The sequence below is a fragment of the Roseateles sp. P1_C1_2 genome (genome assembly GCF_056406535.1).
The window spans coordinates 1-26,959 of the sequence record NZ_JBFUAB010000012.1; the positions used below are offsets into that span (position 1 = coordinate 1).

Annotated in this window: 20 protein-coding genes; 12 read left to right on the forward strand and 8 right to left on the reverse strand. The window is 69.1% G+C overall.

All coding sequences use genetic code 11. The features are described from left to right. The 5 genes from AC1D2H_RS13060 to AC1D2H_RS13080 all read right to left on the reverse strand — a co-directional run. A partial coding sequence (locus AC1D2H_RS13060; RefSeq protein ID WP_478011254.1) for a serine/threonine-protein kinase occupies positions 1-2,293 on the reverse strand: 2,293 nt, incomplete at its 3' end. Next, positions 2,293-2,877, reverse strand: coding sequence for an ECF-type sigma factor (locus AC1D2H_RS13065; RefSeq protein WP_477935448.1), 585 nt, complete (start codon positions 2,875-2,877; stop codon positions 2,293-2,295). The genes AC1D2H_RS13060 and AC1D2H_RS13065, both read right to left, overlap by 1 nt. A 1-nt stretch (position 2,878) precedes the next feature. Then, positions 2,879-4,162 (reverse strand): tryptophan--tRNA ligase, encoded by a 1,284-nt coding sequence (locus tag AC1D2H_RS13070; RefSeq protein ID WP_478011380.1) that lies wholly within the window; start codon positions 4,160-4,162, stop codon positions 2,879-2,881. Positions 4,163-4,245: 83 nt separating this feature from the next. After that, entirely contained in the window at positions 4,246-5,268 is a 1,023-nt protein-coding gene (locus tag AC1D2H_RS13075) for a LacI family DNA-binding transcriptional regulator (protein WP_478011255.1), read from the reverse strand. Between the two features lie 31 nt (positions 5,269-5,299). Beyond that, positions 5,300-7,234 carry a glycoside hydrolase family 3 protein gene (locus AC1D2H_RS13080; RefSeq protein WP_478011256.1) on the reverse strand — a complete coding sequence of 645 codons (1,935 nt, stop codon included), beginning with the start codon at positions 7,232-7,234 and terminating at the stop codon, positions 5,300-5,302. A gap of 215 nt (positions 7,235-7,449) precedes the next feature. Between AC1D2H_RS13080 and AC1D2H_RS13085 the strand changes: the two genes are divergently transcribed. The 9 genes from AC1D2H_RS13085 (at position 7,450) to AC1D2H_RS13125 (ending at position 21,054) form a co-directional block, all read left to right on the forward strand. Further along, the gene (locus AC1D2H_RS13085; protein ID WP_478011257.1) at positions 7,450-10,212 is read left to right on the forward strand and encodes a TonB-dependent receptor; all 2,763 of its coding nucleotides are present in this window, start codon (positions 7,450-7,452) and stop codon (positions 10,210-10,212) included. A gap of 61 nt (positions 10,213-10,273) precedes the next feature. Further along, positions 10,274-11,620, forward strand: a complete 1,347-nt coding sequence (locus tag AC1D2H_RS13090; protein ID WP_478011258.1) for a GH1 family beta-glucosidase — start codon at positions 10,274-10,276, stop codon at positions 11,618-11,620. Positions 11,621-11,752: 132 nt separating this feature from the next. Next, positions 11,753-12,985: an ABC transporter substrate-binding protein gene (locus AC1D2H_RS13095; protein WP_478011259.1), complete on the forward strand. Its 1,233-nt coding sequence runs from the start codon at positions 11,753-11,755 to the stop codon at positions 12,983-12,985. A 1-nt stretch (position 12,986) separates the two neighbouring features. Then, positions 12,987-13,865, forward strand: a complete 879-nt coding sequence (locus AC1D2H_RS13100) for a carbohydrate ABC transporter permease (RefSeq protein ID WP_477935435.1) — start codon at positions 12,987-12,989, stop codon at positions 13,863-13,865. Then, positions 13,862-14,722, forward strand: a complete 861-nt coding sequence (locus tag AC1D2H_RS13105; protein ID WP_477935433.1) for a carbohydrate ABC transporter permease — start codon at positions 13,862-13,864, stop codon at positions 14,720-14,722. The genes AC1D2H_RS13100 and AC1D2H_RS13105 overlap by 4 nt, the downstream gene beginning before the upstream one ends. Further along, complete coding sequence (locus AC1D2H_RS13110) at positions 14,719-15,774, forward strand: ABC transporter ATP-binding protein (RefSeq protein ID WP_478011260.1); 1,056 nt, start codon at positions 14,719-14,721, stop codon at positions 15,772-15,774. Before AC1D2H_RS13105 ends, AC1D2H_RS13110 begins: the two co-directional genes overlap by 4 nt. After that, positions 15,774-17,261, forward strand: a complete 1,488-nt coding sequence (locus tag AC1D2H_RS13115) for a tryptophan halogenase family protein (RefSeq protein ID WP_478011261.1) — start codon at positions 15,774-15,776, stop codon at positions 17,259-17,261. The genes AC1D2H_RS13110 and AC1D2H_RS13115 overlap by 1 nt, the downstream gene beginning before the upstream one ends. A 9-nt stretch (positions 17,262-17,270) precedes the next feature. After that, positions 17,271-18,653, forward strand: a complete 1,383-nt coding sequence (locus AC1D2H_RS13120; RefSeq protein ID WP_478011262.1) for a glycoside hydrolase family 30 protein — start codon at positions 17,271-17,273, stop codon at positions 18,651-18,653. Between the two features lie 91 nt (positions 18,654-18,744). After that, a complete protein-coding gene (locus AC1D2H_RS13125) occupies positions 18,745-21,054 on the forward strand; it encodes a putative bifunctional diguanylate cyclase/phosphodiesterase (protein WP_478011263.1) in 2,310 nt (769 codons plus the stop codon). Here the strand turns inward: AC1D2H_RS13125 and asd are convergent. Then, positions 20,996-21,832, reverse strand: coding sequence for an archaetidylserine decarboxylase (asd, locus tag AC1D2H_RS13130; RefSeq protein WP_477935423.1), 837 nt, complete (start codon positions 21,830-21,832; stop codon positions 20,996-20,998). The genes AC1D2H_RS13125 and asd overlap by 59 nt on opposite strands. A gap of 223 nt (positions 21,833-22,055) precedes the next feature. On the opposite strand from asd, the gene AC1D2H_RS13135 reads away from it, so the two are divergent. From AC1D2H_RS13135 to trhO, 3 genes are read left to right on the forward strand one after another with little or no spacing between them, the layout of a single operon-like run. Next, complete coding sequence (locus tag AC1D2H_RS13135; protein WP_477935421.1) at positions 22,056-22,688, forward strand: hypothetical protein; 633 nt, start codon at positions 22,056-22,058, stop codon at positions 22,686-22,688. Beyond that, positions 22,663-23,586 carry a hypothetical protein gene (locus AC1D2H_RS13140; RefSeq protein ID WP_478011264.1) on the forward strand — a complete coding sequence of 308 codons (924 nt, stop codon included), beginning with the start codon at positions 22,663-22,665 and terminating at the stop codon, positions 23,584-23,586. The genes AC1D2H_RS13135 and AC1D2H_RS13140 overlap by 26 nt, the downstream gene beginning before the upstream one ends. A 45-nt stretch (positions 23,587-23,631) precedes the next feature. Further along, positions 23,632-24,429: an oxygen-dependent tRNA uridine(34) hydroxylase TrhO gene (trhO, locus tag AC1D2H_RS13145; RefSeq protein WP_478011265.1), complete on the forward strand. Its 798-nt coding sequence runs from the start codon at positions 23,632-23,634 to the stop codon at positions 24,427-24,429. An 11-nt stretch (positions 24,430-24,440) separates the two neighbouring features. Here the strand turns inward: trhO and AC1D2H_RS13150 are convergent, their stop codons facing one another. Next, positions 24,441-24,986, reverse strand: a complete 546-nt coding sequence (locus tag AC1D2H_RS13150; protein WP_478011266.1) for a TOL_0243 family YfiR-like periplasmic protein — start codon at positions 24,984-24,986, stop codon at positions 24,441-24,443. Next, positions 24,974-26,890: a TOL_0244 family TonB-dependent receptor gene (locus AC1D2H_RS13155; RefSeq protein ID WP_478011267.1), complete on the reverse strand. Its 1,917-nt coding sequence runs from the start codon at positions 26,888-26,890 to the stop codon at positions 24,974-24,976. The genes AC1D2H_RS13150 and AC1D2H_RS13155 overlap by 13 nt, the downstream gene beginning before the upstream one ends. Positions 26,891-26,959 lie beyond the last annotated feature (69 nt).

Below are 26,959 nucleotides of genomic sequence, written 5' to 3' on the forward strand. Positions count from 1 at the left end.
CGGGCAGCCAGTCGGCGGCGCGGGCGGGCTCGGCCAGGGCGCGGGCCAGCAGGGCGGCGCTCTCGCGCGGCAGGCGCAGCGCCGGGTGCCGGGCGGCCTCGGGCGGCAGGCGGTTGGCCATGTCCTCGTGCACCAGCACGGCGGCTGCATAGTCGCCCCGCTCGACGAAATGACGCGCCAGGTCGGCCCGCATGCGCTGGCTGCTGGCGTTGCCGGGGCCGAGCAGGGTGTCCATGTCGGCGATCAGCTGGCGGGCGTTGTCGACGCTGCCTTCGGGCCGCCCCAGGCGGGCCTGGATATTCCACAGATGCTGGCGCGAGCGCTGCACGAAGCGGGCGCGGTGGGCCGGTGCGGTGGCCCAGGAGGCCCGCGTGGCCTCGATCAGCTGCTCGGCTTCCAGCAGCCGGCCCTGCGCCAGGCGCAACTGGTAGAGGTAGGTGTTGTAGTAGGGGTACTCGTAGTCGGTCGGCTTGTAGAAGCGCTGCACCATGGGCCAGGCGATGGCGTGGATGGCCTCGGCGTCGGCGAAGCGCGCGGCGCCGCCGTAGGCCACGAGGAGCATGTAGAGCAGGCTCTCGTACTCGTCCTCCAGCGGCGTGCCGGCCTGTGCCGCCGAGAAGGCGGGCAGCAGGGGCTCGCCCAGCGCGATGACCTCCAGCGGCGCGTTCAGGGCCGTGTAGATGCGCATCAGGCGCAGCTTGGCGATCAGCGTGTGTTCCTCGTCGTCGCCCCAGTGCCGGGCGCTGACGCTGATCAGCTCCTGCGCCAGCGGGATGGCGATGTCGTGGCGGTTCATGTCCGAGTAGGTGGCCACCATGACGTCGAGCACGCGGGAATACGTCAGGTCGTCGCCCGCGAAGCGCTGGCGCAGCTCGGTGCGGCTCTTCTCCAGCACCTCGAAGATGGTCGGGATGTGGCCGCCGTGGCGGTCGGGGTTGGCCGTGGACAGCAGCTCGGTCAGGTAGCGCGTGACCGCCTCGCTCTGGTGTGCCGCGGCCTGGGCCTCGCGGCGCTGCCACAGGCTGACGGCCAGGCCGGCGCTCAGCGCCGCGAACACCAGCGTCGCGCCGACGGCCAGGGCCGCGTTGCGCCGGGCCCAGAGGTGGGCGCGGTGGCGCCAGTCCTCGGCGCGCACACTGACCGGGCGCTGGGCCAGCCAGTGCTCCAGGTCGTCGATCAGGCTGCCGGCGCTGGCGTAGCGCTCGGCCGGGTTGCGGCGCAGGGCCTTGGCGGCGACCGCCTCGAGGTCGCCGGCGGCGCGCTCGGCATCGGCCGGCCGGCCGGGCCCGGCGCCACGGCCGCCACCCTCGCCGTCCATGGTGGTGCCGGTCGTGCGCGAGATGCGCCGCGGCGCGCCGTGCAGCACCGCATGCTCCAGCGCCGTGCGGCTCAGGCCGCGCTGGCCGAAGGGCAGTTCGCCACTGGCGAGCTCGTAGAGCATGACGCCCAGCGAATAGATGTCGCTGGCGACGCCGACCGGCTCGCCGGTGATCTGCTCGGGCGCCGCGTAGGCGGGCGTCAGGCGCCGGCCCGTGACCATGGTGAGCTGGTGGTCGGCCTGCTGGCCGGAGTCGTCCAGCAGGCCGGCGATGCCGAAGTCCAGCAGCTTGGTGCAGCCGCTCTCGTCCAGCATGACGTTGCTGGGCTTGAGGTCGCGATGCACGATGAGCTGGGCGTGGGCATGCTCGACGGCGCGGGCCACCTCGACAAGCAGCTTCACGCGCGCCGCCAGCGGCAGCTCGTGGGCCCGCACATGCTCGGACAGCGTGCGGCCGGCGACGTATTCCAGCACCAGGTAGGCGCGGCCGTCCTGCTCGCCGGCGTCCAGCAGCCGCGCGATATTGGGGTGGGTCAGCCGGCCCAGCAGCGCGCGTTCACGGGCGAAGCGGGCGGCCAGGCCGGGGCTGGCGAGGTCGTCGCGCAGCAGCTTGATGGCAGCCTCGCCCTGGTAGAGGCCGTCGGCCCGCTCGGCCCGCCAGACCTGGCCCATGCCGCCTTCGCCCAGCAGCTCGGCCAGGCACCAGGCGCCGAAGCGGTCACCCGGCTGGGGCGCCGGCAGCACCGCGGGCTCGGCCAGCGCACGCGCCAGATGGGCGTCGAAGTCCGGCTGCGCGACGAGCACCGTCGCGTCGTCGTCGGGCAGCGAGGCCAGCATGCGCGCCAGGCGTTCGGCGAGCTCGCGCGGCTCGATGGCGGCAAGGCGGGCCAGGCGTTCCGCGGCGGGCAGTTCGGCGAGCTCGTCGAACAGCGTGGACAGGCGCTGCCAGTCGTCGGCCTGCAGCCCGGAGTGCATCAGTAGACGGTGTTGGGTTTGTCTCCGAGCAGCTCCTGGAGCAGGGCTCGGGCCTTCAGCAGCTCGCGGTTGATGCTGCGCGTGGACAGCTGGCGCAATTCGGCCACCTCGGCGATGGACAGGCCGGCGAAGCCGATCATCTCGATGAGCTCGTAGAGGCCCTTGTCGAGCTCGCGCATGCGGTTGAGCGCCTGGTCCAGGCCGACCATGTCGACGGCCTGGCTCTGCACGGCGGCCACGTCGCTGGCGGCGGACAGCGTGACCATGACGGCGTCGCCGCCGCGCTTGTCGCGGCCTTCGGTGCGCAGGTGGTCGATGACGACGGAGCGCAGCACGCGACCGATGTAGGCGAAGAACTGGCCGCGCGTGTCGCCCTGCAGGCCCTGCTGGTCGGCCATGCGCAGGAAGCCCTCGTGCACCAGCGCCGTGGTGTCCAGGCCGGCCGACCGGCCGTTGGGGCCGCACTGCGCCAGGCGAATGCGGGCCACGCGCTTGATCTCGGGGTAGAGCAGCGCATACAGCTGCTGCAGCGCCGCGGGGTCACCCCGCGACGTGCCGATGAGCAGTTCGGTGACGTCGGCCACGTCAGTCTTCCTGGAAAGCGGCCAGGGCGGCCTCGATGACAGAGTCCCAAGCCTCGCGCAGCACGGGCGCGTCGGCCACCAAGCCTTCACGCTTCAGTCTGGCGACCCACTGGCCGGCGTCGCGGCCCTGCTCGAAGCCGTGGCTCTGCAGCAGCAGATCACCGCCAGCGGACAGCAGCTTGAAGTAGAACTTGCCGTCGGCCTCGCGGTATTGCTTGAAAACGGGCAGGGCGGCCTTCTCGGTCTTGGCGGCCGCCGTGGCCGCCGTCGACGTGTAGGGCCGCAGGCCGCAGGCCTCGCGCAAGGTCTTCAGGAAGGGCACGGCGATGGCGCGGGCCTTGGCGGCGCCGGCCTGCAGGATGGCCTCGAGCTGCTCGGGGTGGGCCATCAGCTGGGCATAGCGCTCGCGCATCGGCCCGATCTGGCCTTCGATCAGCGCGACGAGCTGTTGCTTGGCCTCGCCCCAGCCCAGGCCGCCGCGCAGGGCGGCCCGGAAGGCGGTGCGCTGTTCGGTCGTCGCGAAGGCGTCGTAGATGGTGACGATGGCCTGGCCCTGCGGGTCCTTGGGTTCGCCGGGCAGCTTGCTGTCGGTGACGATGCGCGCGACCGCGTCCTGCAGCGCCTTGGAACCGCCCTCGAAGAGCGGAATGACGTTGTCATAGCTCTTGCTCATCTTGCGGCCGTCCAGACCGGGCAGCAGCTCCATTTCCGCGTCGGTCACGGCTGAAGGCAGCGTGAACAGCTCCTTGCCCTGGCCGAACAGATGGTTGAAGCGCTGGGCGACGTCGCGCGCCATCTCGATGTGCTGGACCTGGTCCTTGCCGACGGGCACCTTGTGCGCGTTGAACATCAGGATGTCGGCCGCCATCAGCACCGGGTAGCTGAACAGGCCCATGCTGACGTTGGCGTCCGGCTCCTCGCCGGCGGCGACGGCCGCATCCACGGCGGCCTTGTAGGCATGCGCCCGGTTCATCTGGCCCTTGGCGGTCACGCAGGTCAGCAGCCAGGTCAGCTCCGGGATCTCGGGCACGTCGCTCTGGCGGTAGAAGGTGACGCGCTCGGGGTCGAGGCCGGCGGCCAGCCAGGTGGCGGCGATGGCGCGGCTGGAATGGGCCAGGCGGTCCGGCTCGTCGCACTTGATCAGCGCGTGGAAGTCGGCCATGAAGAAAAAGCTCTCCACGCCGGGCGCGCGGCTGGCTTCAATGGCCGGGCGGATGGCGCCGACGTAATTGCCGAGATGCAGGGTGCCGGTGGTGGTGATGCCGGTCAGGACGCGGTGGGACATATCGATGGCGCCCGGCCGTCCGCGGAGGGACATGAGGGCTAAGAATCCGGTTTGGTGAAAAGTTACCAAGCCGGATTGTGGCCTCAGCTTCGCTTGCGGGAAGGGGGTGCTGCTACCGAGGCGCGCCAGGTGACGGAGATGTCGAACTGCCGCGAGACCGGCAGCTCCTGGCCATAGCAGCGGTTGAGCAGCCAGTTGAGGCCCGCCAGCGTCACCTCGTGGCTGGGGACGTGCACCGAGGTGAGGCGGGGCGCGGCGAATTCGGCGCTGGGCGAGTCGTCATAGCCGAGCACCGAAACCTCGTGCGGCACCGACACGCCGCGCTCCTGGAAATGGGCCAGCAGGCCGATGGCCATCTCGTCGTTGGCGCAGAAGACGGCCGTCGGCAGGCGCTTGAGCTTGAGCAGCACCTCGGCGGCATCCCAGCCGGCCTGGTTGGAGAAGTCGCCGGGCACGGTCAGGATCTTGGCCGTGTCCAGGCCGCGCAGCGCCAGCTCCCCCAGGAAGCCATTCAGGCGCGCCACGTTGTCGGGCGAGGTCGTCGGGCCGGAGACGATGGCGATGTCCTTGTGCTTGTGCTGCAGCAGCGCACGCGCCGCCTGCACGCCGCCCTGCACGTGGTCGGCCGTGAAGCACTGGTCCTTGATGCGGTCGAAGTGGCGGTTCAGCACGACGACCTGGCGCGCTGCCGGGCCCAGGGCCTTGAGGTCCTCGTCCTGCATGGCGTTGGACAGCACGATGAGGCCGTCGCAGTCGCGGTCCAGCAGGAAGCGCATGCCGTCGTTGGTCTCGACGCGCTCGTCCTCGATGCCTTCGCCGAAGGCCACCACCATGTGCAGGCCCTGGGTGCGCAGCACCGTGTCGATGACGCGCAGGATGGGCGTGTAGTAGGTGCCGCGCAGGAAGGGGATGTAGACGCCGATCAGCTTGGACGTGCCGGCGCCCAGCGACCGCGCCGTGTGCGAGGGCCGGAACTTCAGCTGGGCGATGACCTTGCGCACACGCTCGGCCGTGGCCGGCGCAACGGAACCGTTTCCGCTGATGACGCGCGACGCGGTGCCCACGCCCACGCCGGCCAGCCGCGCTACATCCTTGATCGTTGCCATTCGCCCTCTGCTTTTTCTGGGGCGGATTGAATCACAGGGGGCAGATGGGCTGGGGGTCGGCCGGTTCTGGGAGCGCCTTGGTGTTTACCTTGGTCTCGCGGCCGCTCAGGCCGCCGCCGACCGGCCACCAGGGCTTGGCCTCGTGGGCGCTGAACTGGCAGGGGCCGGCCGGCCAGGGGAAGGAGAGGCGGCCAGTGAAGCCGGGCCAGCTCTTGCCGTCGGCCGGCGCGATGAGCACGTCCGTGAGGCCCGCGCCTTCGGTGCCGGGTTGCCAGGCGGCGATGAAGGCATCGCTCTGGTTGGCGAGGTCGTTCACATAGAGCGGCCGGCCCGAGTAGAGCAGCGTGACGACCGGGACGCCGCGGCCGGCGACTTTCTGCAGCACGGCCAGGTCCTTGGGCTGGCGGCGGCTGTGGCGCAGGTTCTCGGTGATGCGCACATCGCCCTCGCCCTCGGCATAGGGCGTCTCGGCCAGCACGGCGACGACGGCGTCGAAGTTCTTCGGATCGTTCCTGGAGCCGTCGGCATCGAAAGTGACGTTGGCCGTGCCCAGGCGTTGGCGCAGCGCGGCCAGCAGCGAGGTGCCCTGGGGGTAGTCGACATTGCTCGTGTCGCGGCCCTGCCAGGTGACGCTCCAGCCGCCGGCCTGGTGGGCCAGGCTGTCGGCCGCCGTACCGACGACGAGCACGCGTGCCGTGCCCTTCAGCGGCAGCAGGCCGGGCTTGTGCTTCAGCAGCACCAGGGACTCGCGCACCGCGCGGCGCGCCAGTTCGGGCGCCTGCAGCGCCTCCACCGTGGCCGGCACGGCCGGCTGCATGCCGATGCTGAACTTCACGCGCAGGATGCGGCGCACCGCGTCGTCGATGCGGGCCATGGGGATGCGGCCCTGCTCGGCGGCGCGCAGCGTGTTGTTGAAGAAGGCCTTCCAGTGGAAGGGCACCATGACGACGTCGATGCCGGCATTGATGGCCGCCGGGCAGTCGTCGTTGCGGCAGCCGGGCACCTGGCCGACGCCGTCCCAGTCGCTGACGATGAGACCGTCGAAGGCCAGCCTTTGCTTCAGCACGCCGGTCATCAGGATCTGGTTGCCGTGCATCTTGCCGTGCTCGACATAGCCAGCGCTGTCAGTCCAGCTGCTGAAGGAGGTCATGACGGTCATCACGCCGGCATCCAGGGCGCCGAGGTAGCCGGCGCCGTGCACGTCGGCAAGCGCTGTCGGCGAGGCCTGGGTCACCCCCTGGTCGATGCCGCGGCGCGTGCCGCCGTCGCCAATGAAATGCTTGGCTGTCGCCAGCACGCCGCGGCCGTCCTTCATGCCTTCCTGCAGGCCTTCGACCGAGGCCTGGCCCAGGCGCTGCACCAGCGCCGGATCGACGCTGAAGCTTTCATAGGTGCGGCCCCAGCGCACGTCCTGCACGACGGCCAGCGTCGGCGCGAAGGCCCAGTGCAGACCCGAGGCGCGGATGGCGCGCGCGGTGGCGCGGCCGATGTCGCGCACCAGGTCGGCGTCGCGCGTCGCGCCCAGCGCGATGTTGTGCGGGAACAGCGTGGCGCCGCGCACATTGTTGTGGCCGTGCACGGCGTCCGTGCCCCAGATCAGCGGGATGCCCGGCGTCGCCTGCAGGGCCGCGGCCTGGAACTTCTCCGACAGCTCACGCCACTGCGCCGGCGTGGCCGCGCGGTCCTGGCCCGGCCAGCCGCCGCCGCCGTTCAGGATGGTGCCGATGGCGTACTCGCGCACCTCGTCCGGCGTGATCGCGCGGATCTCGGGCTGGGTCATCTGGCCGATCTTCTGGCGCAGGCTCAAGCCCTTCAGCGCGGCCTCGACGCGGGCCTCCAGCGCGGCGTCGCGCACCGGCTTGCGGGCGGGCCAGGCCTGCACGATGGAATCGGTTTCGCTGGCGCCCGCCGTGGTGGCCGTCAACAGGGCCGCGGCGAGGAGAAAGGGAAGGGGTTTGCGCGTCATCGTCATCTTCGGTTGCGGCCGCGACAGTAGTAGGTGAAGCAAAAAAACGTCAACCCCCGGGCCGACGAGATTGACAGCCCCGACTGTGCCGCATTAGATTTGCGCCGCGTTTGGAACCGGTTCCACTTTACGTCATCGACACCGCCAGAGAGCGGCGAGGTGGCGACCAAAAAGCCGGCCGAGCAGCGAACAAGACGAACCAGGAGACGAAAGAAATGCCCAAGCAAGCCCAGCGTGCGGCAGCGCGCGCCATCGCCCCAACTTCGCCCCAGCGGCGCAACCGCCTCACGCCCGTCGCCCTGTGCGTCGGCCTGTTGGGCGCACCCGGGCTGGCACTGGCCCAGGCCCAGGCCCAGGCTCAGGCTCAGGCCGGCGAGCAGAAGCTCGAGACCGTCACGGTCACGGGCTTTCGCGCCAGCCTCGAGTCCTCGATCAGCACCAAGCGCAATGCCGAGTCCATCGTCGAGGCCATCTCGGCCGAAGACATCGGCAAGCTGCCCGATGTGTCCATCGCCGATGCGCTGTCGCGCCTGCCGGGCCTGACGGCCCAGCGCGTGGGCGGGCGTGCCTCGGTGCTCAGCATCCGCGGCATGGCGCCGCGCTATGGCGTGACGCTGCTGAACGGCCGCGAGATTGTCAGCACGGGCGACAACCGCTCGGTGGAGTTCGACCAGTTCCCGTCGGAGCTGATCAACAAGGCCACCGTCTACAAGACCGCCGAGCCCAGCCTGTCGACGCAGGGGCTGTCGGGCACCATCAACATGATGACGCTGCGCCCGCTGGAGATCGATGGCACGCAGGCCGTCATCGGCGCGCGTGCCGAGCGCAACTCCAATGGCTCGCTGAACCCGGAGATCTCGGGCATGGGCAACCGCCTCAGCGCCTCGTATGTGACGCAGTCCACCAACCGCACCTGGGGCGCGGCCATCGGCTTCGCGCATCTGGATTCGCCCAGCCAGGAGAAGCATTACAAGAGCTGGTGGTGGGCCAACACCAACAACTGGGGCGCGCCGCTGCCGGGTGCGCCGCTGGACGCCGTGGCGCTGCAGGGCTTCGAGCTGGGTGCCGCCTCCTCGCGCCAGAAGCGCGACGGCCTGATGGGGGTACTGGAATACAAGCCTGGCAACGGCTTCCACAGCACACTGGACCTCTACTACTCCAAGTTCGACCAGACCGAGGCGCGCCGCACGGTGATGTCGGACATGTCGACCTGGTCGGGCGCGACCTGGAGCAATGCCCAGACGACGGTGGTCAATGGCGACAAGATCATCACCAGCGGCATCGTCAACAACACGACGCCGGTGGCGCTGACGACCTTCAACAAGCGCCAGGACGACATCCGCTCGGTGGGCTGGAACAACGAACTCAAGCTGGCCGACTGGAAGCTGGAGGGCGATCTGAGCTGGTCCAAGGCCAAGCGCAAGGAGCAGAACGCGGAGCTGCAGGCGGGCTCGCTGAACCGCGTCAGCCTCGGCCAGGCCAACATCGTCACCGGTGACGGGCGTTCCACCTTCGCCCCGAACTTCGACTTCTCCGACGCCAAGAACGTCTACCTGCGCGACCCCGCCAACTGGGGGCGCGACGGCCGCAGCCAGTTCCCCAAGGTGGGCGACGAGCTCAAGGCGCTCAAGCTCGCGGTGAGCCGCAACTTCGACAGCTGGATCAACAGCGTCGAGGGCGGCGTGAACTACTCCGAGCGCGACAAGGACATGAACCGCACCGAGGTCAACTACAACCTCAAGAACGGCCGCGCCGCCATGCTGATCCCGGCCGCGCTGCTGCGTGATCCGACGGACCTGAGCTTTGCCGGCAGCAACATCCGCATGGTCAATTTCGACCTGCCCAGCGCGCTCAATCTCTACGACGTCGTGCCGACCTCGGCCGACCAGGCGCCGGGCCGCATCTGGCAGGTGCACGAGAAGGTCACCACGGCCTACGGCAAGATCGGTTTCGAGTTCGACTGGGGCCTGCCCATCCACGGCAACCTGGGCGTGCGCGTCGTGCATGCCAAGCAGATGAGCAATGGCCTGCTGTGGGACTCCAAGACCAGCACGACCCAGCCCGCCAGCGGCGGCGCGACCTACACCGACACCCTGCCCAGCCTCAACCTGTCGGCTGACCTGACGGCCAACACCGTGGTCCGCTTCGGCCTGGCCAAGGTGCTGGCGCGGCCCAACATGGAAGACATGCGCGCCGGCTTCGCCGGCATCAGCATCAGCACGACGGAGCCGCATCTGTGGTCGGCCAACGGCGGCAACCCCAAGCTCGAGCCGTGGCGCGCCGACGCGGTGGACCTGTCGGTGGAGCACTACTTCACCAAGCGCAGCTATCTGGCGGCCGCGGCCTTCCACCGCAACCTGAAGAACTTCGTCTACTCGCAGGCCATCGACTTCGACTTCACCGGCTTCCCCAACCCGACGGCCTTCACGCCCTACAGCAATATCGGCACACTCAGCACCCAGTCCAATGGCAAGGGCGGCATGATTGCCGGCACGGAGTTGAGCGGCACGCTGGATGGTTCGCTGGTCAGCCCGGCGCTGGAAGGCATCGGTGTGCAGGCGAGCTATTCCAAGACCCGCAGTTCGCTGCATGAGGCCAACGATTTGACCAAGCCTCTGGATGGCCTGTCGGGTTCGGTGAGCAGCATCACGCTGTACTACGAGCGCAATGGCCTCTCGGCGCGCATCGGCAGCCGCCACCGCTCGCCCTTCGTGACGACGGTGCGGGGCACCTTCGGCGAGAACGTGCCCAGCATGATCTCCAGCGAGACCAATATCGACGCCCAGATCGGCTATTCCTTCGAGTCCGGCCCGCTGAAGGGCCTGTCGCTGACGCTGCAGGTCAACAATCTGAACGACGAGCCCTACCGCACGAGGGTGGGTGTCTCCACCGGCTCCGTCGACCCGCTGGCGACCTTGCCCGAGCGCTACACGTCCTACGGCCGCCAGTTCCTGATCGGCGGCACCTACAAGTTCTGACCGTTTTCTTGTTCCCTGACCCCGCGCCGGTCCCCGTGGCCGGCGCCCTCACATCCGAAGCATGAGCTCCCACAACGCCCCGACCCGCAAAGACTTCCCCGCCGACTTCCGTTGGGGCGTGTCCACTTCTTCCTTCCAGATCGAGGGCGCCGGCCGCGAGGACGGCAAGGGTGAGTCCATCTGGGACCGCTTCTGCGCCCAACCAGGCCGCATCCGCGACGGCAGCAACGGCCTGGTGGCTTGCGACCACTACCACCTGTTCCCCCAGGACCTGGACATGGCCAAGGGCCTGGGCGTCAACGCCTACCGCTTCTCCATTGCCTGGCCGCGCATCCTGCCGAACGGCCGCGGCGCCGTGAACGAAGCGGGGCTGGCTTTCTACGATCGGCTGGTGGACGGCATGCTGGAACGCGGCCTGGACCCCTGGGCGACGCTCTACCACTGGGATCTGCCGCAGGTGCTGCAGGACGAAGGGGGCTGGACCTCGCGCGACACCGTGAGCGCCTTCCTCGAGTACACCGACGTCGTCACCCGCCGCCTGGGCGACCGTGTCAAGCACTGGATCACCCACAACGAACCCTGGTGCTCCTGCATGATGGGCTACTGGGAGAACATCCACGCGCCGGGCGGCAGCAGCCTGGCTGATGCGATGCAGGCCTGCCACCATGTGCTGCTGTCCCATGGTCAGGCGATTCCGGTCATTCGCAAGAACTCGGCCGATGCCCAGGTCGGCATCACGTTGAGCCTGCATCCCATCACGGCGGCGTCTGACAGTGCCGAGGATCTTGCCGCGCTGAAGCGCCACGACGGCCTGCGCAACCGCTGGTTCCTCGATCCGCTGTTCGGCCGCGGCTATCCGGCGGACACGCTGGAGCTGATCGGCGACGCCGCGCCTACCGTGTTCGCCGGCGACCTGGACGCCATCGCGACGTCGACCGACTTCCTGGGCGTGAACTATTACTTCCCCGAGATGGTCAAGAACGATCCGGCGGGTGGCCCGATGCGCGCCAGCCTCGTCGAGAAGGAGGGGGTCGAGCGCACCGGTTTCGGCTGGGAGGTTTCGCCGCAAGGACTGGTGGACCTGCTGACCCGCATCCAGCGCGACTACAACCCGGCCGTCATCCAGCTGACCGAGAACGGTTCCACTTTCGAGGACGTGCTGACGCCCGAGGGTCGCGTGCACGACAAGGAGCGCCTGTCCTATCTGCAGCGCCATCTGGCTGCCTTGAAGCAGGCCATGGCCGCCGGCGTGCCGGTCAAGGGCTATTTCGCCTGGAGCCTGCTGGACAACTTCGAATGGGCCGAAGGCTATCTGCGCCGCTTCGGTATCGCCTATGTGGACTACGCGACGCAGAAGCGCATCCTGAAGGACAGCGGCCTCTGGTACAGCCAGTTCCTGAACGAATAATTAACGCCTAAGCAGCCGTTTGTTAAAGGGTACAGGCGGTTTCTAAATGAAATATTACAGGGTCCTCCCTCAGGCGCGTTCAGCCGTGGCGGGGCAAACTGCGCTCGCTGCCCCACAAGATCCGGAGACAAGATGAAGTTCCCCCGCCATGCCCTGGCCACGGTTGCGCTGCTGGCTGCAACCGCTTCCAACGCCGCTGAACCCCTGAAGGCGGAGGTCATCCACTGGTGGACCTCCGGCGGCGAGTCTGCCGCCGCCAAGACCCTGGCCGAGGCCTACAAGGCCCAGGGCGGCATCTGGGTCGACACTGCCGTCGCCCTGGGCGAACAGGCCCGCTCCGTCGCCATCAACCGCATTGCCGGCGGCAACCCGCCCACCGCGGCCCAGTTCAACACCACCCAGCAGTTCCGCGACATCGTCGACCAGGGCCTGCTGAACAACGTGGACGACGTTGCCAAGCGCGACGGCTGGGACAAGTTCCTGCCCGAGACCGTGCTGAGCGCCATCCGCGTCAACGGCCACTACTACGCCGCGCCGGTCAACATCCACAACATGACCTGGTTCTGGTTCTCCAAGGCCGCCTTCAAGAAGGCCGGCATCGCGGAAGAGCCCAAGAACTTCGACGAACTCTTCGCCGCTCTGGACAAGCTCAAGGCCGCCGGCCTCGTGCCTCTGGCCCATGGCGGCCAGCCCTGGCAGGACGGCATCGTCTTCACCGCCACGCTGGCCCATTACGGCGGCCGCGACCTCTACTTGAAGATCTTCCGCGACCGCGACCCCCAGGCCATCCTGGGCGAGGACTTCAAGAAGGTGCTGCTGGCCTTCAAGAAGCTGCAGAGCTACACCGACAAGGGCTCGCCCGGCCGCAACTGGAACGACGCCACCGCCATGCTGATCAGCGGCCGCGGCGGCGTGCAGATCATGGGCGATTGGGCCAAGGGCGAGTTCGCCCAGGCCAAGCAGGAGGCCGGCAAGGACTATGGCTGCGCGCCCGGCTTCGGCCCCAAGGCGCCCTACATCATCCAGGGCGACGTGATGGTCTTCCCCAAGACCAGCAAGCCCGACCAGGTCAAGGCCCAGCAGCTGCTCGCCAGCGTCATCACCCAGCCCGCCACCCAGGTTGCCTTCAGCATCAAGAAGGGCAGCATCCCCATCCGCACCGACGTCGACGTCAGCCAGATGGACATGTGCGCCCAGATGGGCGTGGCGGCGATGAAGGACAAGTCGCGCCAACTCGGCAACGGCGAGATCTACATCACGCCCGACCAGAACGGCGCGCTGCAGGACGTGCTGACCAGCTACTGGAACCGCAACATCCCGGTCGAGAAGGTCCAGAAGGACATCGTCTCCGCACTCAGGAACTGACATGAAGCGTCGGTCCCTCGCGGCCTGGGGCGCGCTGCTGCCCCTGGCCCTCATCGTCTGCGTCGGCTATGTGGGCACGGTGCTGTGGACGCTGCGCACCTCCGTGTCCAGCGCGCGCACCTTCCCCAAGGACGACTTCGTCGGCCTGCAGCAGTTCGAGCGCCTGCTCGACAACGAGCGCTGGCAGCTCGCCATCCACAACCTCGCCATCTACGGCGTGCTCTATATCGCCGCGGCCATGCTGCTGGGCTTCCTGCTCGCCGTCTTCATCGATCAGAAGGTGCGTGGCGAGGGCGTGCTGCGCACGGCCTTCCTGTACCCGTATGCGATGTCCTTCGTGGCGACGGGCCTGGTCTGGCAGTGGGTGCTCAACCCCGACAGCGGCCTGCAGAACGCGATGCAGCAGATGGGCTGGAAGGACTTCCACTTCGACTGGATCGTCGACCAGGACATGGTCATCTACACCGTCGTCATCGCCGGCACCTGGCAAGGGGCAGGGCTGGTGATGGCGCTGATGCTGGCGGGGCTGCGCGGCATCGACGAGGAGATCTGGAAGGCCTCAAAGCTGGATGGCATCCCGACCTGGCGCGTCTATCTGTCCATCGTGCTGCCCATGATGGGACCCACGCTGGCCACCGTCTTCACGCTGCTGGCCACCGGCGTCGTCAAGGTCTTCGACACCGTCGTCGCGATGACCCAGGGCGGCCCGGGCACGGCCAGCGACGTGCCGGCCAAGTTCATCATGGACCACCTGTTCGGCCGCGCCAACCTGGCGCTGGCCTCGGCCGGTGCGGTGATGCTGCTGCTCACGGTGCTTGCCCTCGTTGCGCCGCTCGCCTATGTGCGCAGCCGTCAGGCCGCGAAGGGAGGCCACGCATGAAGCGCAAGGCCACAGCCCACTGGGCCCGTATCGGCGTCTACGCCTTCCTGATCTTCGCGGCGGTGTTCTTCCTGCTGCCGCTGTACGTGATGCTGACGACCTCGTTCAAGAGCATGGACGAGATCCGCCTCGGCCAGATCTTCGCGCTGCCGTCGACCATCACCTTCGACGCCTGGCGCGCCGCCTGGAGCGAGGCCTGCACGGGCGTCAGCTGCGAGGGCATTCGTGGCGGCTTCTGGAGCTCGGTCGCCATCACCGTGCCCTCGGTCATCCTGCCCATCCTGCTCGGCGCCATCAACGGCTATGCGCTGAGCTGGTGGAAGCCCAAGGGCGGCGAGTGGCTGTTCGGCATCCTGATGATGGGCGCCTTCATCCCCATCCAGGTGATGATCTACCCGCTCGTCAAGCTGGAAGCGGCCGTCGGCATCTACAGCAGCCTGCCCGGCATCGTCGCCGTGCACCTGGTGTTCGCCATGCCCATCATGACGCTGCTGTTCCGCAACTACTACGCCAGCCTGCCGACCGAGCTCTTCAAGGCGGCGCGCGTGGATGGTGGCGGCTTCTGGCGCATCTTCGTGCAGCTGGTGCTGCCCATGTCTACGCCCATGCTGATCGTCGCGGCCATCATGCAGATCACCGGCGTGTGGAACGACTACATCCTGGGCCTGACCTTCGCCGGCCGCGAGAACCAGCCGATGACGGTGCAGCTCAACAACGTCATCAACACGACGACGGGCGAGCGCCTCTACAACCTCAACATGGCCGCGACCATCCTGACGTCTGCCGTGCCCCTGTTGGTCTATCTGATTTCCGGCCGCTGGTTCGTCCGCGGCATCGCAGCGGGAGCCGTCAAGTGAGTGGCGTGAACATCCAGAGCCTGAGCATCAAGTTCGGGCACAACGAAGTCATCAAGGGCCTGGACCTGCAGGTCCACGAGGGCGAGTTCCTCGTGCTGCTCGGCCCCTCGGGCTGCGGCAAGTCGACGCTGCTGCACAGCATCGCCGGCCTCATCGACGTGAGTGCGGGCAGCATCCACATTGGCGGCACCGACATGACCGACGCCGAACCGGCCGAGCGCGGCATCGGCATGGTGTTCCAGAGCTATGCGCTGTACCCGACGATGACGGTGGAGCGCAATATGTCCTTCGGCCCGCGCGTGGCCGGCGTACCCAAGGCCGAGATAGCGCGCCGCGTCACGCGCGCGGCCGAGATGCTGCAGCTGACGCCACTGCTGGCCCGCAAGCCGGCCCAGCTGTCGGGCGGCCAACGCCAGCGCGTCGCCATCGGCCGCGCCCTCGTGCGAGAGGCCGGCGTCTTCCTGTTCGACGAGCCGCTGTCCAACCTCGACGCCAAGCTGCGCGCCGAACTGCGCCGCGAGCTCAAGCTGCTGCACCAGACGCTGGGCAACACCATGATCTACGTGACCCACGACCAGGTCGAGGCCATGACGCTGGCCTCGCGCATCGTCGTCATGAAGAGCGGCGTCATCCAGCAGATCGGCACGCCCGGTGAGGTCTACGAGACGCCCGCCAACCTCTTCGTCGCGGGCTTCCTCGGCGCGCCGGCCATCAACTTCGTGCCCGCCCAGGTCGGCACCGATGGCCGTTCACTGCAAGGTGCACTGCCCTTGCAGCTGGCCGAGGGCCGCGTGAAGGCGGGCCAGAACCTGGTGCTCGGCATCCGCCCCGAGCATGTGCGCCTGCAGTCCGATGGCCGCTGGCGCGCCACCGTGCAACTGGTCGAGCCCATGGGCAACCACCAGGTCGTCTGGATGAAGCTGGGCGAGCAGGGCTTCTCGGTGCTCGTGCACGATGGCCGCAAGGTCGCGGCCGGTGATGAGCTGGCCTTCGACATCGACGAGACCGCGCTCAGCGTCTTCGACGCGACCACCGAGCAGCGCCTGGCCTGATGGACGCCTTGCGCCGCATCGTCATCGTGGGCGGCGGCAGTGCCGGCTGGATGTGCGCGGCGGCGCTGGCGGCCAAGCTGGGGCAGGGGCATTGGCAACTCACCCTCGTCGAGTCCGACGAGATCGGCATCGTCGGCGTCGGCGAGGCCACCATCCCGCCCATCCGCGGCTTCAATGCGCGCATCGGGCTGGACGAGGACGAGTTCCTGCGCGAGACCGGCGGGACCTTCAAGCTCGGCATCGAGTTCGTCGATTGGGGTGCCATCGGCGAGCGCTATATGCACGCCTTCGGCGACGTCGGGCGGCCGCTGGACGAGTTGCCCTTCCACCAGCACTGGCTGCGCCTGGGCGCTGAAACGCCGCTGGCGGAGTTCTCGATCAACAACCAGGCTGCGCTGGCCGGCCGCTTCATGCGCCCCCGGCCCGACATGGCCGGCTCGCCGCTGGCCGAGATTGCCTATGCCTTCCACTTCGACGCCTCGCGCTATGCGGCCCTGCTGCGCCGGCATGCGGAGAAGCAGGGCGTGCAGCGCCTCGAGGGCCGCATCGAGCGTGTCGATTGCGAGGGCGGCCACATCCGCGCCCTGCACCTGAACGGCGACCGCAAGATCGAAGGCGACTTCTTCATCGACTGCTCCGGCCTGCACGCGCTGCTGATCGGCAAGACGCTCGGTGTTCCCTTCGAGGACTGGTCCAACTGGCTGCCCTGCGACCGCGCCTGGGCCGTGCCGACGGCTTCGCACGGCCCGCTGCTGCCCTGCACGCGGGCGACGGCCCACGACGCTGGCTGGCAGTGGCGCATCCCGCTGCAGCACCGCACCGGCAACGGCCATGTCTTTGCCAGCGCCTTCACCGACGAAGCCACCGCGCGCGACACGTTGATGCGCAACCTCGACGCCGAACCCCTCGCCGATCCCCGTCTCATCAAGTTCCGCACCGGTCGCCGCCAGCAGGCCTGGGTCGGCAACTGCGTCGCCATCGGCCTCTCGAGCGGCTTCCTGGAGCCGCTGGAGTCCACCAGCATCCACCTGATCCAGAGCGCAGTGCTGCGTCTCATCGATCTCTTCCCGAGCGAAAGTCTGGCCGCCGCCGACATCGCCGAATACAACCGCCAGACCGCCGCCGAGATGGCGTCGGTGCGCGACTTCATCATCCTGCACTACAAGCTGACGCGCCGCGACGATTCGGCCTTCTGGCGCCATTGCCGCGCCATGGCCGTGCCCGAGGCGCTGCAGGTCCGCATGGACCTCTTCGCCAGCCATGGCCGGCTGTTCCGCCAGGGCCAGGAGTTGTTCTCCGAGCCGAGCTGGCTGCAGGTGCTGATCGGCCAGGGGCTGATGCCGCGCGGCCACCACCCGCTCGCCGCCGCGCGTCCTGCCGGACAAGCCCAGGAATTCATAGCCGACGTCCATCGCGTCGTGCGCCGCTGCGTGGAGGTGATGCCCGCCCACGCCGACTTCATCGCCGCTCACTGCGCGGCACCTTAGCCAGAGACCATGAAGACACTGCTTTTGACGCTGACAGCCGCGCTCGTCGGCCTTGCTAACGCTGCTCCTGTACGGGCTTTTCTCACCACGGCCGACCAGCAGCAGCTGCTCGCGCCCAGCGTGGTCGACAAGGCCACCAAGGCGGGTGAAGTCATCCGCATCGACCCCAGGCGCCAGCACCAGCGCATCGCCGGCTTTGGTGCCGCCATCACCGAAGGCTCGGCCTGGCTGATCCGCAACGGCATGAGTCCCACGCAGCGCGACGCCCTGATGCGCGAGCTGTTCACGCGTGAAGGCCATGGCCTGGGCTTCGAGCTGACGCGGCTGACCATTGGCGCGTCCGATTTCTCGCGCCGCCACTACAGCCTGGACGACATGCCCGCGGGTCAGACCGACCCCGAACTGAAGAACTTCTCGCTGGCGCCCGAGCGGGAGGACGTCATCCCCGCCGTCAAGCAGGCCCTGGCGCTGAACCCCAAGCTGCAGGTCATGGCCTCGCCCTGGAGCGCGCCGGGCTGGATGAAGACGACCGACAGCCTGGTGCAGGGCCAGCTCAAACCCGAGTTCTATGGCGCCTTCGCCCGCTACATGGTCCGCTACGTGGACGAGATGAAGGCCGAGGGCGTGCCCATCTTTGCGCTGACGCTGCAGAACGAACCGCACTTCGAGCCGCCCGACTATCCCGGCATGCGCATGACGCCCCGCACCCGCGCCGTCGTCGTCGGCCAGCACCTCGGCCCTTTGCTTGAAGCCAAGGGCATGAAGACCCAGTTGCTGGAATGGGACCACAACTGGGACGAGCCCTGGAGCCCGCTGTCCATGCTGTCCGATGCCAAGGCGCGCAAATACGTCTCGGGCGTGGCCTGGCATTGCTACGGCGGCGATGTGTCGGCGCAGTCGCAGGTGGCCCGGCAATTCCCAGCGCTGGACGTCTGGTTCACCGAGTGTTCCGGCGGCGAATGGAAACCGCAGTGGAACGAGACCCTGCCGTGGATCACGCGCAACCTCATCATCGGCAGCACCCGCCACGGCGCGCGTGGCGTGCTGATGTGGAACCTGGCGCTGGACCCGCAATACGGCCCGCACCTGGGCGGCTGCAAGGACTGTCGCGGCGTCGTCACCATCGACCCCAAGACCGGCCAGGTCACGCGCAACATCGAGTACTACGCCTTCGGCCATGCCAGCCGCTTCGTGACGCAGGGCGCGCGGCGTGTGGACTCGGAGGGCGGAGCGAAGGGACTCGATCACGTCGCCTTCACCAACCCCGATGGCAGCACCGTCCTCATCGTCTGCAATTCGGCGTCGCAAGCACGCCGCTTCACGGTGCAGGCGCCGGGGCAGCGCTTCAGCTACGAGCTGCCGGCCAGCGCCGTGGTTACGCTGCACTGGTGAGGCATAAATGCTTGCCTAGACGGTATTTGGACAGGGACCGCCAGCAGTTGTAAGGCTAGGATTCGCGCGACCCGGGGAGGGCCGAGCATTCATGCTGCCGCTGCTGCTGATCAGTTCTTGCTTCATCGCCATGCTGGGCGGTGCGATGCTGGCACTGGCGCGGCTGGAGCCCGGTTACCGGCACATCCGCGACTGGGGCTGGTCCCAGATCCTGCTGGCGCTGACGCTGACCCTGGGCATCGCGCTGCTGCCCAGCGACCAGCCGGAATCCCTGCACTATCGGCTGCAAGCCACCGTGGCGACGATCTGCATGATCGGCACCATGGCGCTGGAGATTGCCGGCGCGGCCCATTACACCGGTCGGCCCTGGCCCTGGCGGCGTTTCCTGCCCGGCTTCGCGGTGCTGCTGTTCGCGGTCATGGGCACGGCCCTGGTCAACCAGCCGGCGGCCATCTGGCTGGCCTCCATCGCGCTGGCCTGCAGCGCCTGGCTGTCGGCCCGGTGGATGTGGCAGGGCGGCCTGCGCGCCGAGCGTTTCACCGCCGCCTGCTTCGCCGTCTCGGGCGCGCTGCACTTCATCAGTCCGCTGGAAGACCCGCTGGCCCATTCGGCCTTTGCCCACATCGCCGGCACCTGCGTCCAGGGCGTGCTGGCGATGTCGATGATCCTGCTCTCGGTGCGACGTGCCAAGGCCGAGGCGGCACGCGCCGGCGCCAGGCTGCGTCAGCTCGCAGAGCAGTCCCTGCAGGGCCAGGCCGTCATCCGTGACGGCCGCCTGCTCTATGCCAACCCGGCGGCGCTGGCCATGTTCGAGTATGGCCAGACCGAACTGGCCGCGGGCGGCGGGGATCTGTCGGCGGTGCGCCTGCCCGAGCAGGTCACCGAGGCCGCCGAGCGGCATCGCCGCGTCATCGAAGGCCGCTTGCAAGGCCTGGCCTGGGATGGCCTGCGCCAGCGCCTCGATGGGCGGCTGCTGTATCTGCATTGCCTGTCCAGCTTCATCGACTGGGACGACGGTCCGGCCGAGCTGGTGCTGCTGCTGGACGACACCGAGCGCCGCGAGGCCCATGAGGCGCTGCGCCGCCAGGCCCTGCACGACGAACTGACCGACCTGCCCAACCGCCACTCGGCACTGGCCCGCCTCGCCGAGCTGACGGCACCCGGCGGCCCGGGCTTCGCGCTGCTGTCGGCCGACCTGGACCGCTTCCAGCTCGTCAACGAAAGCCTGGGCCACGAGACCGGCGACGCGCTGCTGCAGGCCATCGCCGCGCGCCTGCGCGAGACCCTGCCGCCCGAAGCCCTGCTGGCGCGCCTGGGCGAAGACCAGTTCCTGCTGTTGCAACCCGGCGTCGACGACGACACGGCCGCCATGCTCGTCGGCCAGCGCCTGCTCGCGCTGATGAACGCGCCCTTCGCGGTCGCCCACCGGGCCTTGTATGTGCATCTGTCGGTCGGCATCGCGCGCTTCCCCGCCCATGGCCTGAATGGCGCGGCGCTGCTGCGTGCCGCCGACGTGGCCATGCACCAGGCCAAGCAGCAGGCCGGTGCGGCCGCCGTCGCCTTCCGGCCCGGCATGGCGGCCGGCGCGGGTGGCCTGCTGGAGATCGAGCAAGCCCTGGCCGCGGCCATCGAGCGCGAGGAGTTCCAGCTCGACTACCAGCCCAAGTTCAGTGCGGGCGGCCGGCAGCTGGCGGGTTTCGAGGCCCTGGTACGCTGGCAGCGGCCGGGCCGCGGCCGTGTCAGCCCGGCCGACTTCATTCCCGCTGCCGAGCGCACTGGCCAGATCGTGCCGCTGGGCACGCTGATCCTGCGCCAGGCCGCCCAGCAGCTGCGGGCCTGGCAGCAGCAGGGCCTGGCCGTGATGCCGGTGGCGGTGAATGTGTCGCCGCTGCAGTTCGAGGACACGGGCTTTGCCGACTGGCTGTTGGACCTGGTGCGCGCCCATGGCGTGAACCCGGCGCTGATCGAGGTGGAGATCACCGAGACCGCCGCCATGACGCATATGGACCGCGTGCTGCCCCAGCTCGCGCGGTTGCGCGATGCGGGCGTGGGCGTCGCTTTCGACGACTTCGGCACCGGCCAGAGCTCGCTGACGCTGCTGCGCCGCCTGCCCATCACGACGCTCAAGCTCGACCGCAGCATGATCGACCCGCTGCCCGAGCCTGCGGCCGGCGCCGTCGTGCGCGCGGCCTGCCTGCTGGCCCAGTCGCTGGGCCTGGCCATCGTCGCGGAAGGGGTGGAGACCGAGGCCCAGGCCGCCGAGGTCGAGGCCCTGGGCTGCACGCATCTGCAGGGCTGGCTGCTGTCCCGGCCGCTGCTGCCCGATGCGGCGGCAGCCCTGCTCAGCGCGCCATCAACTCACCCATCCGGATCGAGCCGCCCGGCTGCCACGCCGGGTTGAACTGCAGGCCGCTCTTCTCGAACAGCATGACGACGGTGGAGCCGAGCAGGAAGCGGCCCATCTCATCGCCCTGGGCCAGCGTGACCTGGCTGGGTGAGTAATCCCACTCGCGCACCGGGCCTTCGCGCTTGATCTGGCCTTGCCAGACGGTGGCCATGCTGCCGACGATGGTCGCGCCGACGAGCACCAGCACCCAGCGGCCCAGGCTGTCGTCGTCGAACACGCAGACGAGGCGCTCGTTGCGCGCGAACAGCCCCGGCACGCCGCGCGCCGTCGTCGGGTTCACCGAGAACAGCTCGCCCGGCACATGCACCATGCGCACGAGGCGACCGGCGGCCGGCATGTGGATGCGGTGGTAGTCCTTGGGGCTCAAGTAGAGGTTGGCGAACAGGCCGTCCGTAAAGCGCGCGGCCAGCTGGGCATCACCGCCGACCAGGGCCGTCGTCGTGAAGTTCTGGCCCTTGGCCTGGTAGACCTGGTCGCCCTGGATGCGGCCGACCTGGCTGATGGCGCCGTCCACCGGGCAGATCAGCGGCGCGTCGGCCATGGGCCTGGCACCGGGCTTCAGCGCGCGGGTGAAGAAGTCGTTGAAGGTCTTGTAGGCATTGATGTCCGGCTCCGCCGCCTCGGCCATGTTGACGCCGTATTTGGCGACAAAGCGGCGGATCGTCGACGTCGTGATGCCCCCCATGGGCTTGGAGGCGTAATGCCCGGCCAGCCGCGTCATCGCGAGCTTGGGCATCAGGTATTGGGGCAGGACTTTGAGGCGATCGGACATGTGCAGGCGTGAGCAGGCAAGCACTGGATTCTAGGAAGCCCCGGGATTGGGGAAAGTCTGGAGCCGCGCTTCGGCCTTGATGTCATGGCATTACGAGATCATCCGCGCCAGCGCGACGCCCGGCATGGCGGACGCCGACCTCAAACAGTTTCAGGGAGCTTTCATGCGCAAATGGATGACTTGGTTGGCCGCCGCATGGCTGGTCGTTTTGACGGGCTGCGCGGTGAAGCCGCAAAACCCGGTGTCGCTCAACCCGGCCGCCTTCGCTGCTGGCGCGGGCAAGGTGGGCGTTGTGATGACGGCGCTGCCCAAGGTGGATACCGAGTTCCCCGGTGCCGGCTGCCTGCTCTGCATCGGCGTGGCGAGCGCCGCCCACAGCACGCTGACAGGCTATGTGCGCACCTTGCCGCTGGAAGACCTGGCCACGTTGAAGGACCAGGCCGCGTCGATCATCGTCAAGCGTGGTGGCAGCGCGGTGGCCCTGCCCGCCGACCTGAAGCTCGATGAGCTGCCCAAGTTCAGTGGCGATGCGCCCAACTTCGCGCGCCAGGACTTCCGCGGCCTGCGCGAGAAGCATGGCGTCGATCGCCTGCTCGTCATCCAGATCAGCGCGCTGGGTGTGTGGCGCAACTACTCGGCCTATGTGCCGACGGCCGAGCCCAAGGCCGTCTTCAAGGGCGTGGCCTATCTGGTGGACCTGCGCACCAACGCGCTGGATTGGTACAAGACCATCGACATCGGCAAGGCCTCGGCAGGCACCGCCTGGGACCAGCCGCCCAAGTTCCCCGGCCTGACCAACGCCTATTTCGAAGCCCTGGAGCTTGGCAAGGATGCCGTCCTCAAGCCGCTGCAGTGAGGGCGTCTGGCGCCTGCGCCGGGCCCTGATCGTCGGGGCGACGCTGCTGCCCTGTGCGGCGGGGGCGCAGACGCGTGGCGACAGCTGGGCGCTGGGCTGGGACAGCCTGGCGCGCCCCGGCGTCGAGTTCCACGGCGTGCTGGACCGCGACAGCGCCGGCATGAAGACGGGGCAGATGATGTACCCGGCACCCAACGCCGCCGGTCTTCTGGTCGCCATCCTGACGCATGCCGCCGTCAACGAGGGCGTGCTGCGCGCGGAGGCCAACAAGCGGCAGCAGCGCGCCGACCTGGTGGTGGCGCCCTATCAGAACATCGTGGCGCAGATGACGCCGGAGGGCCTGGTGACGCAGGCGCGCGGCTTGCTGTCCAGCGCCGCCACGCCGCTGGCCGACGCACGTTGGCGGCTCGAGCTGGTGCCGGCGTTCTGGATGACCCAGGACAGCCGCGCGCTGATCGTGCAGGCCGACGCCGGCTGGCGTGTCGCGGCCGATCCGAACCCGCAGCGTCGCGCCTCGGTCACCGTCGTCTCCGACCCCTTGGTGGAGGAGAACGTGGTGGAGGCCTGGTCCAGCAAGGACGGCGAATTGCTGGTCAAGCGCACGGCCCAGCTGCTCGCGATGGCCGCCGATGCGCTGGCGAGCGACCTGCCGCCCGGCGCGACCGACGAAGGGCGGCAACGCACGGTGCGCTATCTGGAAGGCCGACGGGAGCGCATGGAGCGTGCCCAGGTGCTGCAGCAGCGTTGCGGCCGGGCCCTGCTCAGGACGCTGACGGGCGAGCTGAAGTCGGTGCCGCTGTCCAACCCGCCGGAGCGGGAGGCGGATTGCCCTGCGGTGGTCGTGCCGGCGCCACCTTCGGCACCGGTGGCCAGCGAAGCGGCCTCGGCGCCCGGCTGACCGGGCGAGGTCTGTGGTTCAGGGCGGGCGCGACAATCCGCACCGATGTCCCTGATCCACAGCTCCTTCTACCGTTTCACGCCAATTGCCGACCCCAGCGCCCTGGCGGCCTGGCTGCGCGACGCGGCCGTGGGGCTGGGCGGCGTCATCCTCGTCGCCCCGGAGGGCTTGAGCGCGGCCCTGGCGGGGCCGGCGGCGGTGGTGGCCGCCTTCGAGGCGCTGCTGCAGCAGCAACCCGGCCTGGCAGGCCTGCATTTCAAGCACAACGCATGCGAGCGCTCGCCCTTCGGCCGACTCAAGGTGTCGGTCAAGCGCGAGATCGTCGCCTTCGGCGTGCCAGGCGTCAGCGGCGAGGACAGCGGTACCCACGTCAGCCCGCAACAGTTCCGCGCCTTGCTGGATGACCCCGACACCGTCGTTCTCGACAACCGCAACAGCTTCGAGTTCAAGCTCGGCCGCTTTCGCGGCGCCATCGACCCCGGCGTGGCCCATTTCCGCGACTTCCCGGCCTATGTCGAGTCACAGCGCGACGCATGGCAGGGCAAGACGGTGGCGATGTACTGCACCGGGGGCATCCGCTGCGAGAAGACGGCCGCCTGGATGCAGGCCCAGGGGCTCAAGGTGGCCCAGCTGGACGGCGGCATCCTGAGCTACCTCGAGGCCTTCCCCGACGACGCGGCCCAGGACTGGCAGGGCGAGTGCTATGTCTTCGACAAGCGCATCGCCATCGACGCCGCTGGTCGCGAGACCGACACGACGGCGGAGGCCGTCTTCAGCGACCCGGCGGATGCCTGGCGGCTGGCGCGGGCGCGGCGGCTGGATCCCGGCAGCGGCTCAGCCTGAAACCGGCGGCCTCAACGCGCCGCATGCACCTTGTGAGCCACGGACAGCAGCCGCGAGCTCAGGCGCAGGCCGGCGCGTTCAGCGCCGTCGAGCAGCACATCGAAGCGCACGCGCCCGCCAATGACCATGAAGTGAATGGCGCTGGCACGCGGCGGCGCGTCGCCGGCCGCACCCTCGCTGACCTGCAACAGCCCGCGCCGCGGGCTGGCCGCCTCGCCCTGAGCCAGGAACAGCAGGTGCAGGCCCGGGTCGGCATCGGCCGCGCGTACGCGCCGCACCTGCACCGGTCGCGCCTGCACGGTGCGCCCCTGCACGGTCTGGTTCAGCTCGCCGAGCATGGCTTCCGACCCCTGCACGCCGATGACAAAGGGGGCATCGGCCGCACCCAGCGCGCCGTCGGGCCAGTCCACGTAGGCCGTGAACTTGTAGAGGAACTCGGCCTTGATGCGCACCTCGCCGACGGCATCGTCGGTCTGTGCGCGGCTCAGGCCGGCCACCGGCAAACCCAACGCGAGGGCCAGCAGCGACCGGCGCCGCGCCGGTGTCACGGGGTCCACCGCAGCTGCGCGTAGGCCTCGGGCCCGAAGACGCTGCGGCCCGGCGCGGCATTGGCCTGCGCATGGCGGCCATGCAGCAGGTTGCGGCCGCCCAGCGTCAACGCCAGCGTTGGCGCGGCGCGCCAGCCATAGTTGGCGTCCAGCACGGTGTAGGCGGGCACGGCCGGTTGCGGCAGCGCAGCGACATGACGCAGCGCCACGTCCAGCTCATGGCGATCCGCCGGCTGCAGCGTGGCGCGCAGCTGCCATTGCCGCGGCGGATCGTTGCCCAGGGCGGACGGCCCCACCGGGTCGCGGCTGCCCGGCTGTACGGACAGGTCCTGCTGCAGGTGATTGAAGCCGGCGCTCAGCCGCAGCCAGGCCAGCGGCTGCCAGTGCCCCCAGGTTTCGAGGCCCCAGCTGCTGCCGGCGATCATGTTCTGCACCATCGCATTGGGCGGCGGCTGGCCACTGCGCAGCCGCTGCCAGTCGTGGTGGTAGAGCGTCAGCGCATAGCTCAGCGTGCTGCTCGGCTGGCCGCGGTGGCCCAACTCGACGACGCGTGCGACCTCCGACACGAAGCCGGCCCCGCCCGCGATGATGTAGGGTGGCTGCGGCGGCAGGCGCAGGTCTCGGTCCAGCCGGGCCGGCGCGCGCACTGCGCGCGACAGCGAGGCCCACCATTGCCAGCGCGGCGATGGCGACCAGGCCAGGCGCAGCGACGGCAGCGTCTCCCAGCCCGTGTAGTCGTTGTGCTCGAACTTCGTGCCGGCCGTCAGCCGCCAGCCGTCCGCCAGATGCAACTCGTCCTGTACGAACAGGTTCTGCCACTGCTGCGTCGCGTGGTCGGGCGCGAAGCCGAACAGCCGGCCCGGCGTGACATGGTCGCGCGAACGCCGCCAGCCGCCGCCCCAGTCGATCTGGTGCGCACCCCAGGCCAGGCTGTGCTGTGCCTCCAGGTCCAGCACCGTGAAGCGCGGGCTGTACAGGATCGCGTCCTCGCGCTCCACGCGGTCGTAGTAGGCCCGCAGGCGCAGCCGCGAGCCGCCGTCCAGCTGGCCGGTCCAGCGCGCGAGCAGGTTCTCGCCCGACGTGCGCAAGCCGCCGAAGTTCTGTGCGCCGTTGATGCGGTCCACCGTATGGCCGCGGTAGATGTCGCCCTGCAAGGTCAGCCCGTCCTCGCCGTCCAGCCAGTCGGCGCGCCAGCCCAACTGCCAGCGCCGCGACCTGTCCTTCACGGCCGCGCCGGCTTCGGTCTCGGTGGCATCGCGCTGCTGCAGCTTCGCGTAGGCGCGCCAGTGCCCCTGCAGCGGCAGCCTGCCGCCGTGGCGCAGCGCGGCCGCGCGCTCGTCAGTGCCAGCATCGACGCGCAGCAGCAACCCCGCGTCCGCGGCCGGCCGGCTGATGATGTTGATGACGCCATTGACCGCGTTCGTGCCCCAGACGCTGCCGCCCGGCCCGCTGATGACCTCGATGCGGGCGACATCGTCCAGCAGCACATCCTGCTGGTCCCATTGCACGCCGGAGAAATAGGGCGCGTAGACCGTGCGGCCATCGATCAGCACCAGCAGCTTGTTGCCCACCGAGTTGTTGAAGCCCCTGGCGCTGATGGCGTACTGGTTGGCATCGACCCGCGCGACCTGCAGGTTGGGCGCCAGTTGCAGCGCCTCGGGCAGGCTGCGCGCGCCTGAGCGCCGTATCGCGTCGGCGCTGATCACGTACAGCGAGGCCGGCACCTGCGCGAGCTTCTCGCGGCGCCGTGATACCGAGCTGATTTCGATGTTGGACAGCTGCTCCAGCGACAGCTGGCTCAGATCCTGCGCCGCCGCGGGGCCGGACAGCAGCGCCAGCAGCAGTGGCACGGCGCCACCGCCAACGCGGCGGTGGGTGGGGTGAGGCTGGTCCTCGTCAGCGGGCTGGCGCAATGGAATCACCTCCCTGTCGTTGGGGGTCTGGGTGACCCGGACTGGTCGCGCCAGCATAACAACGCCGTC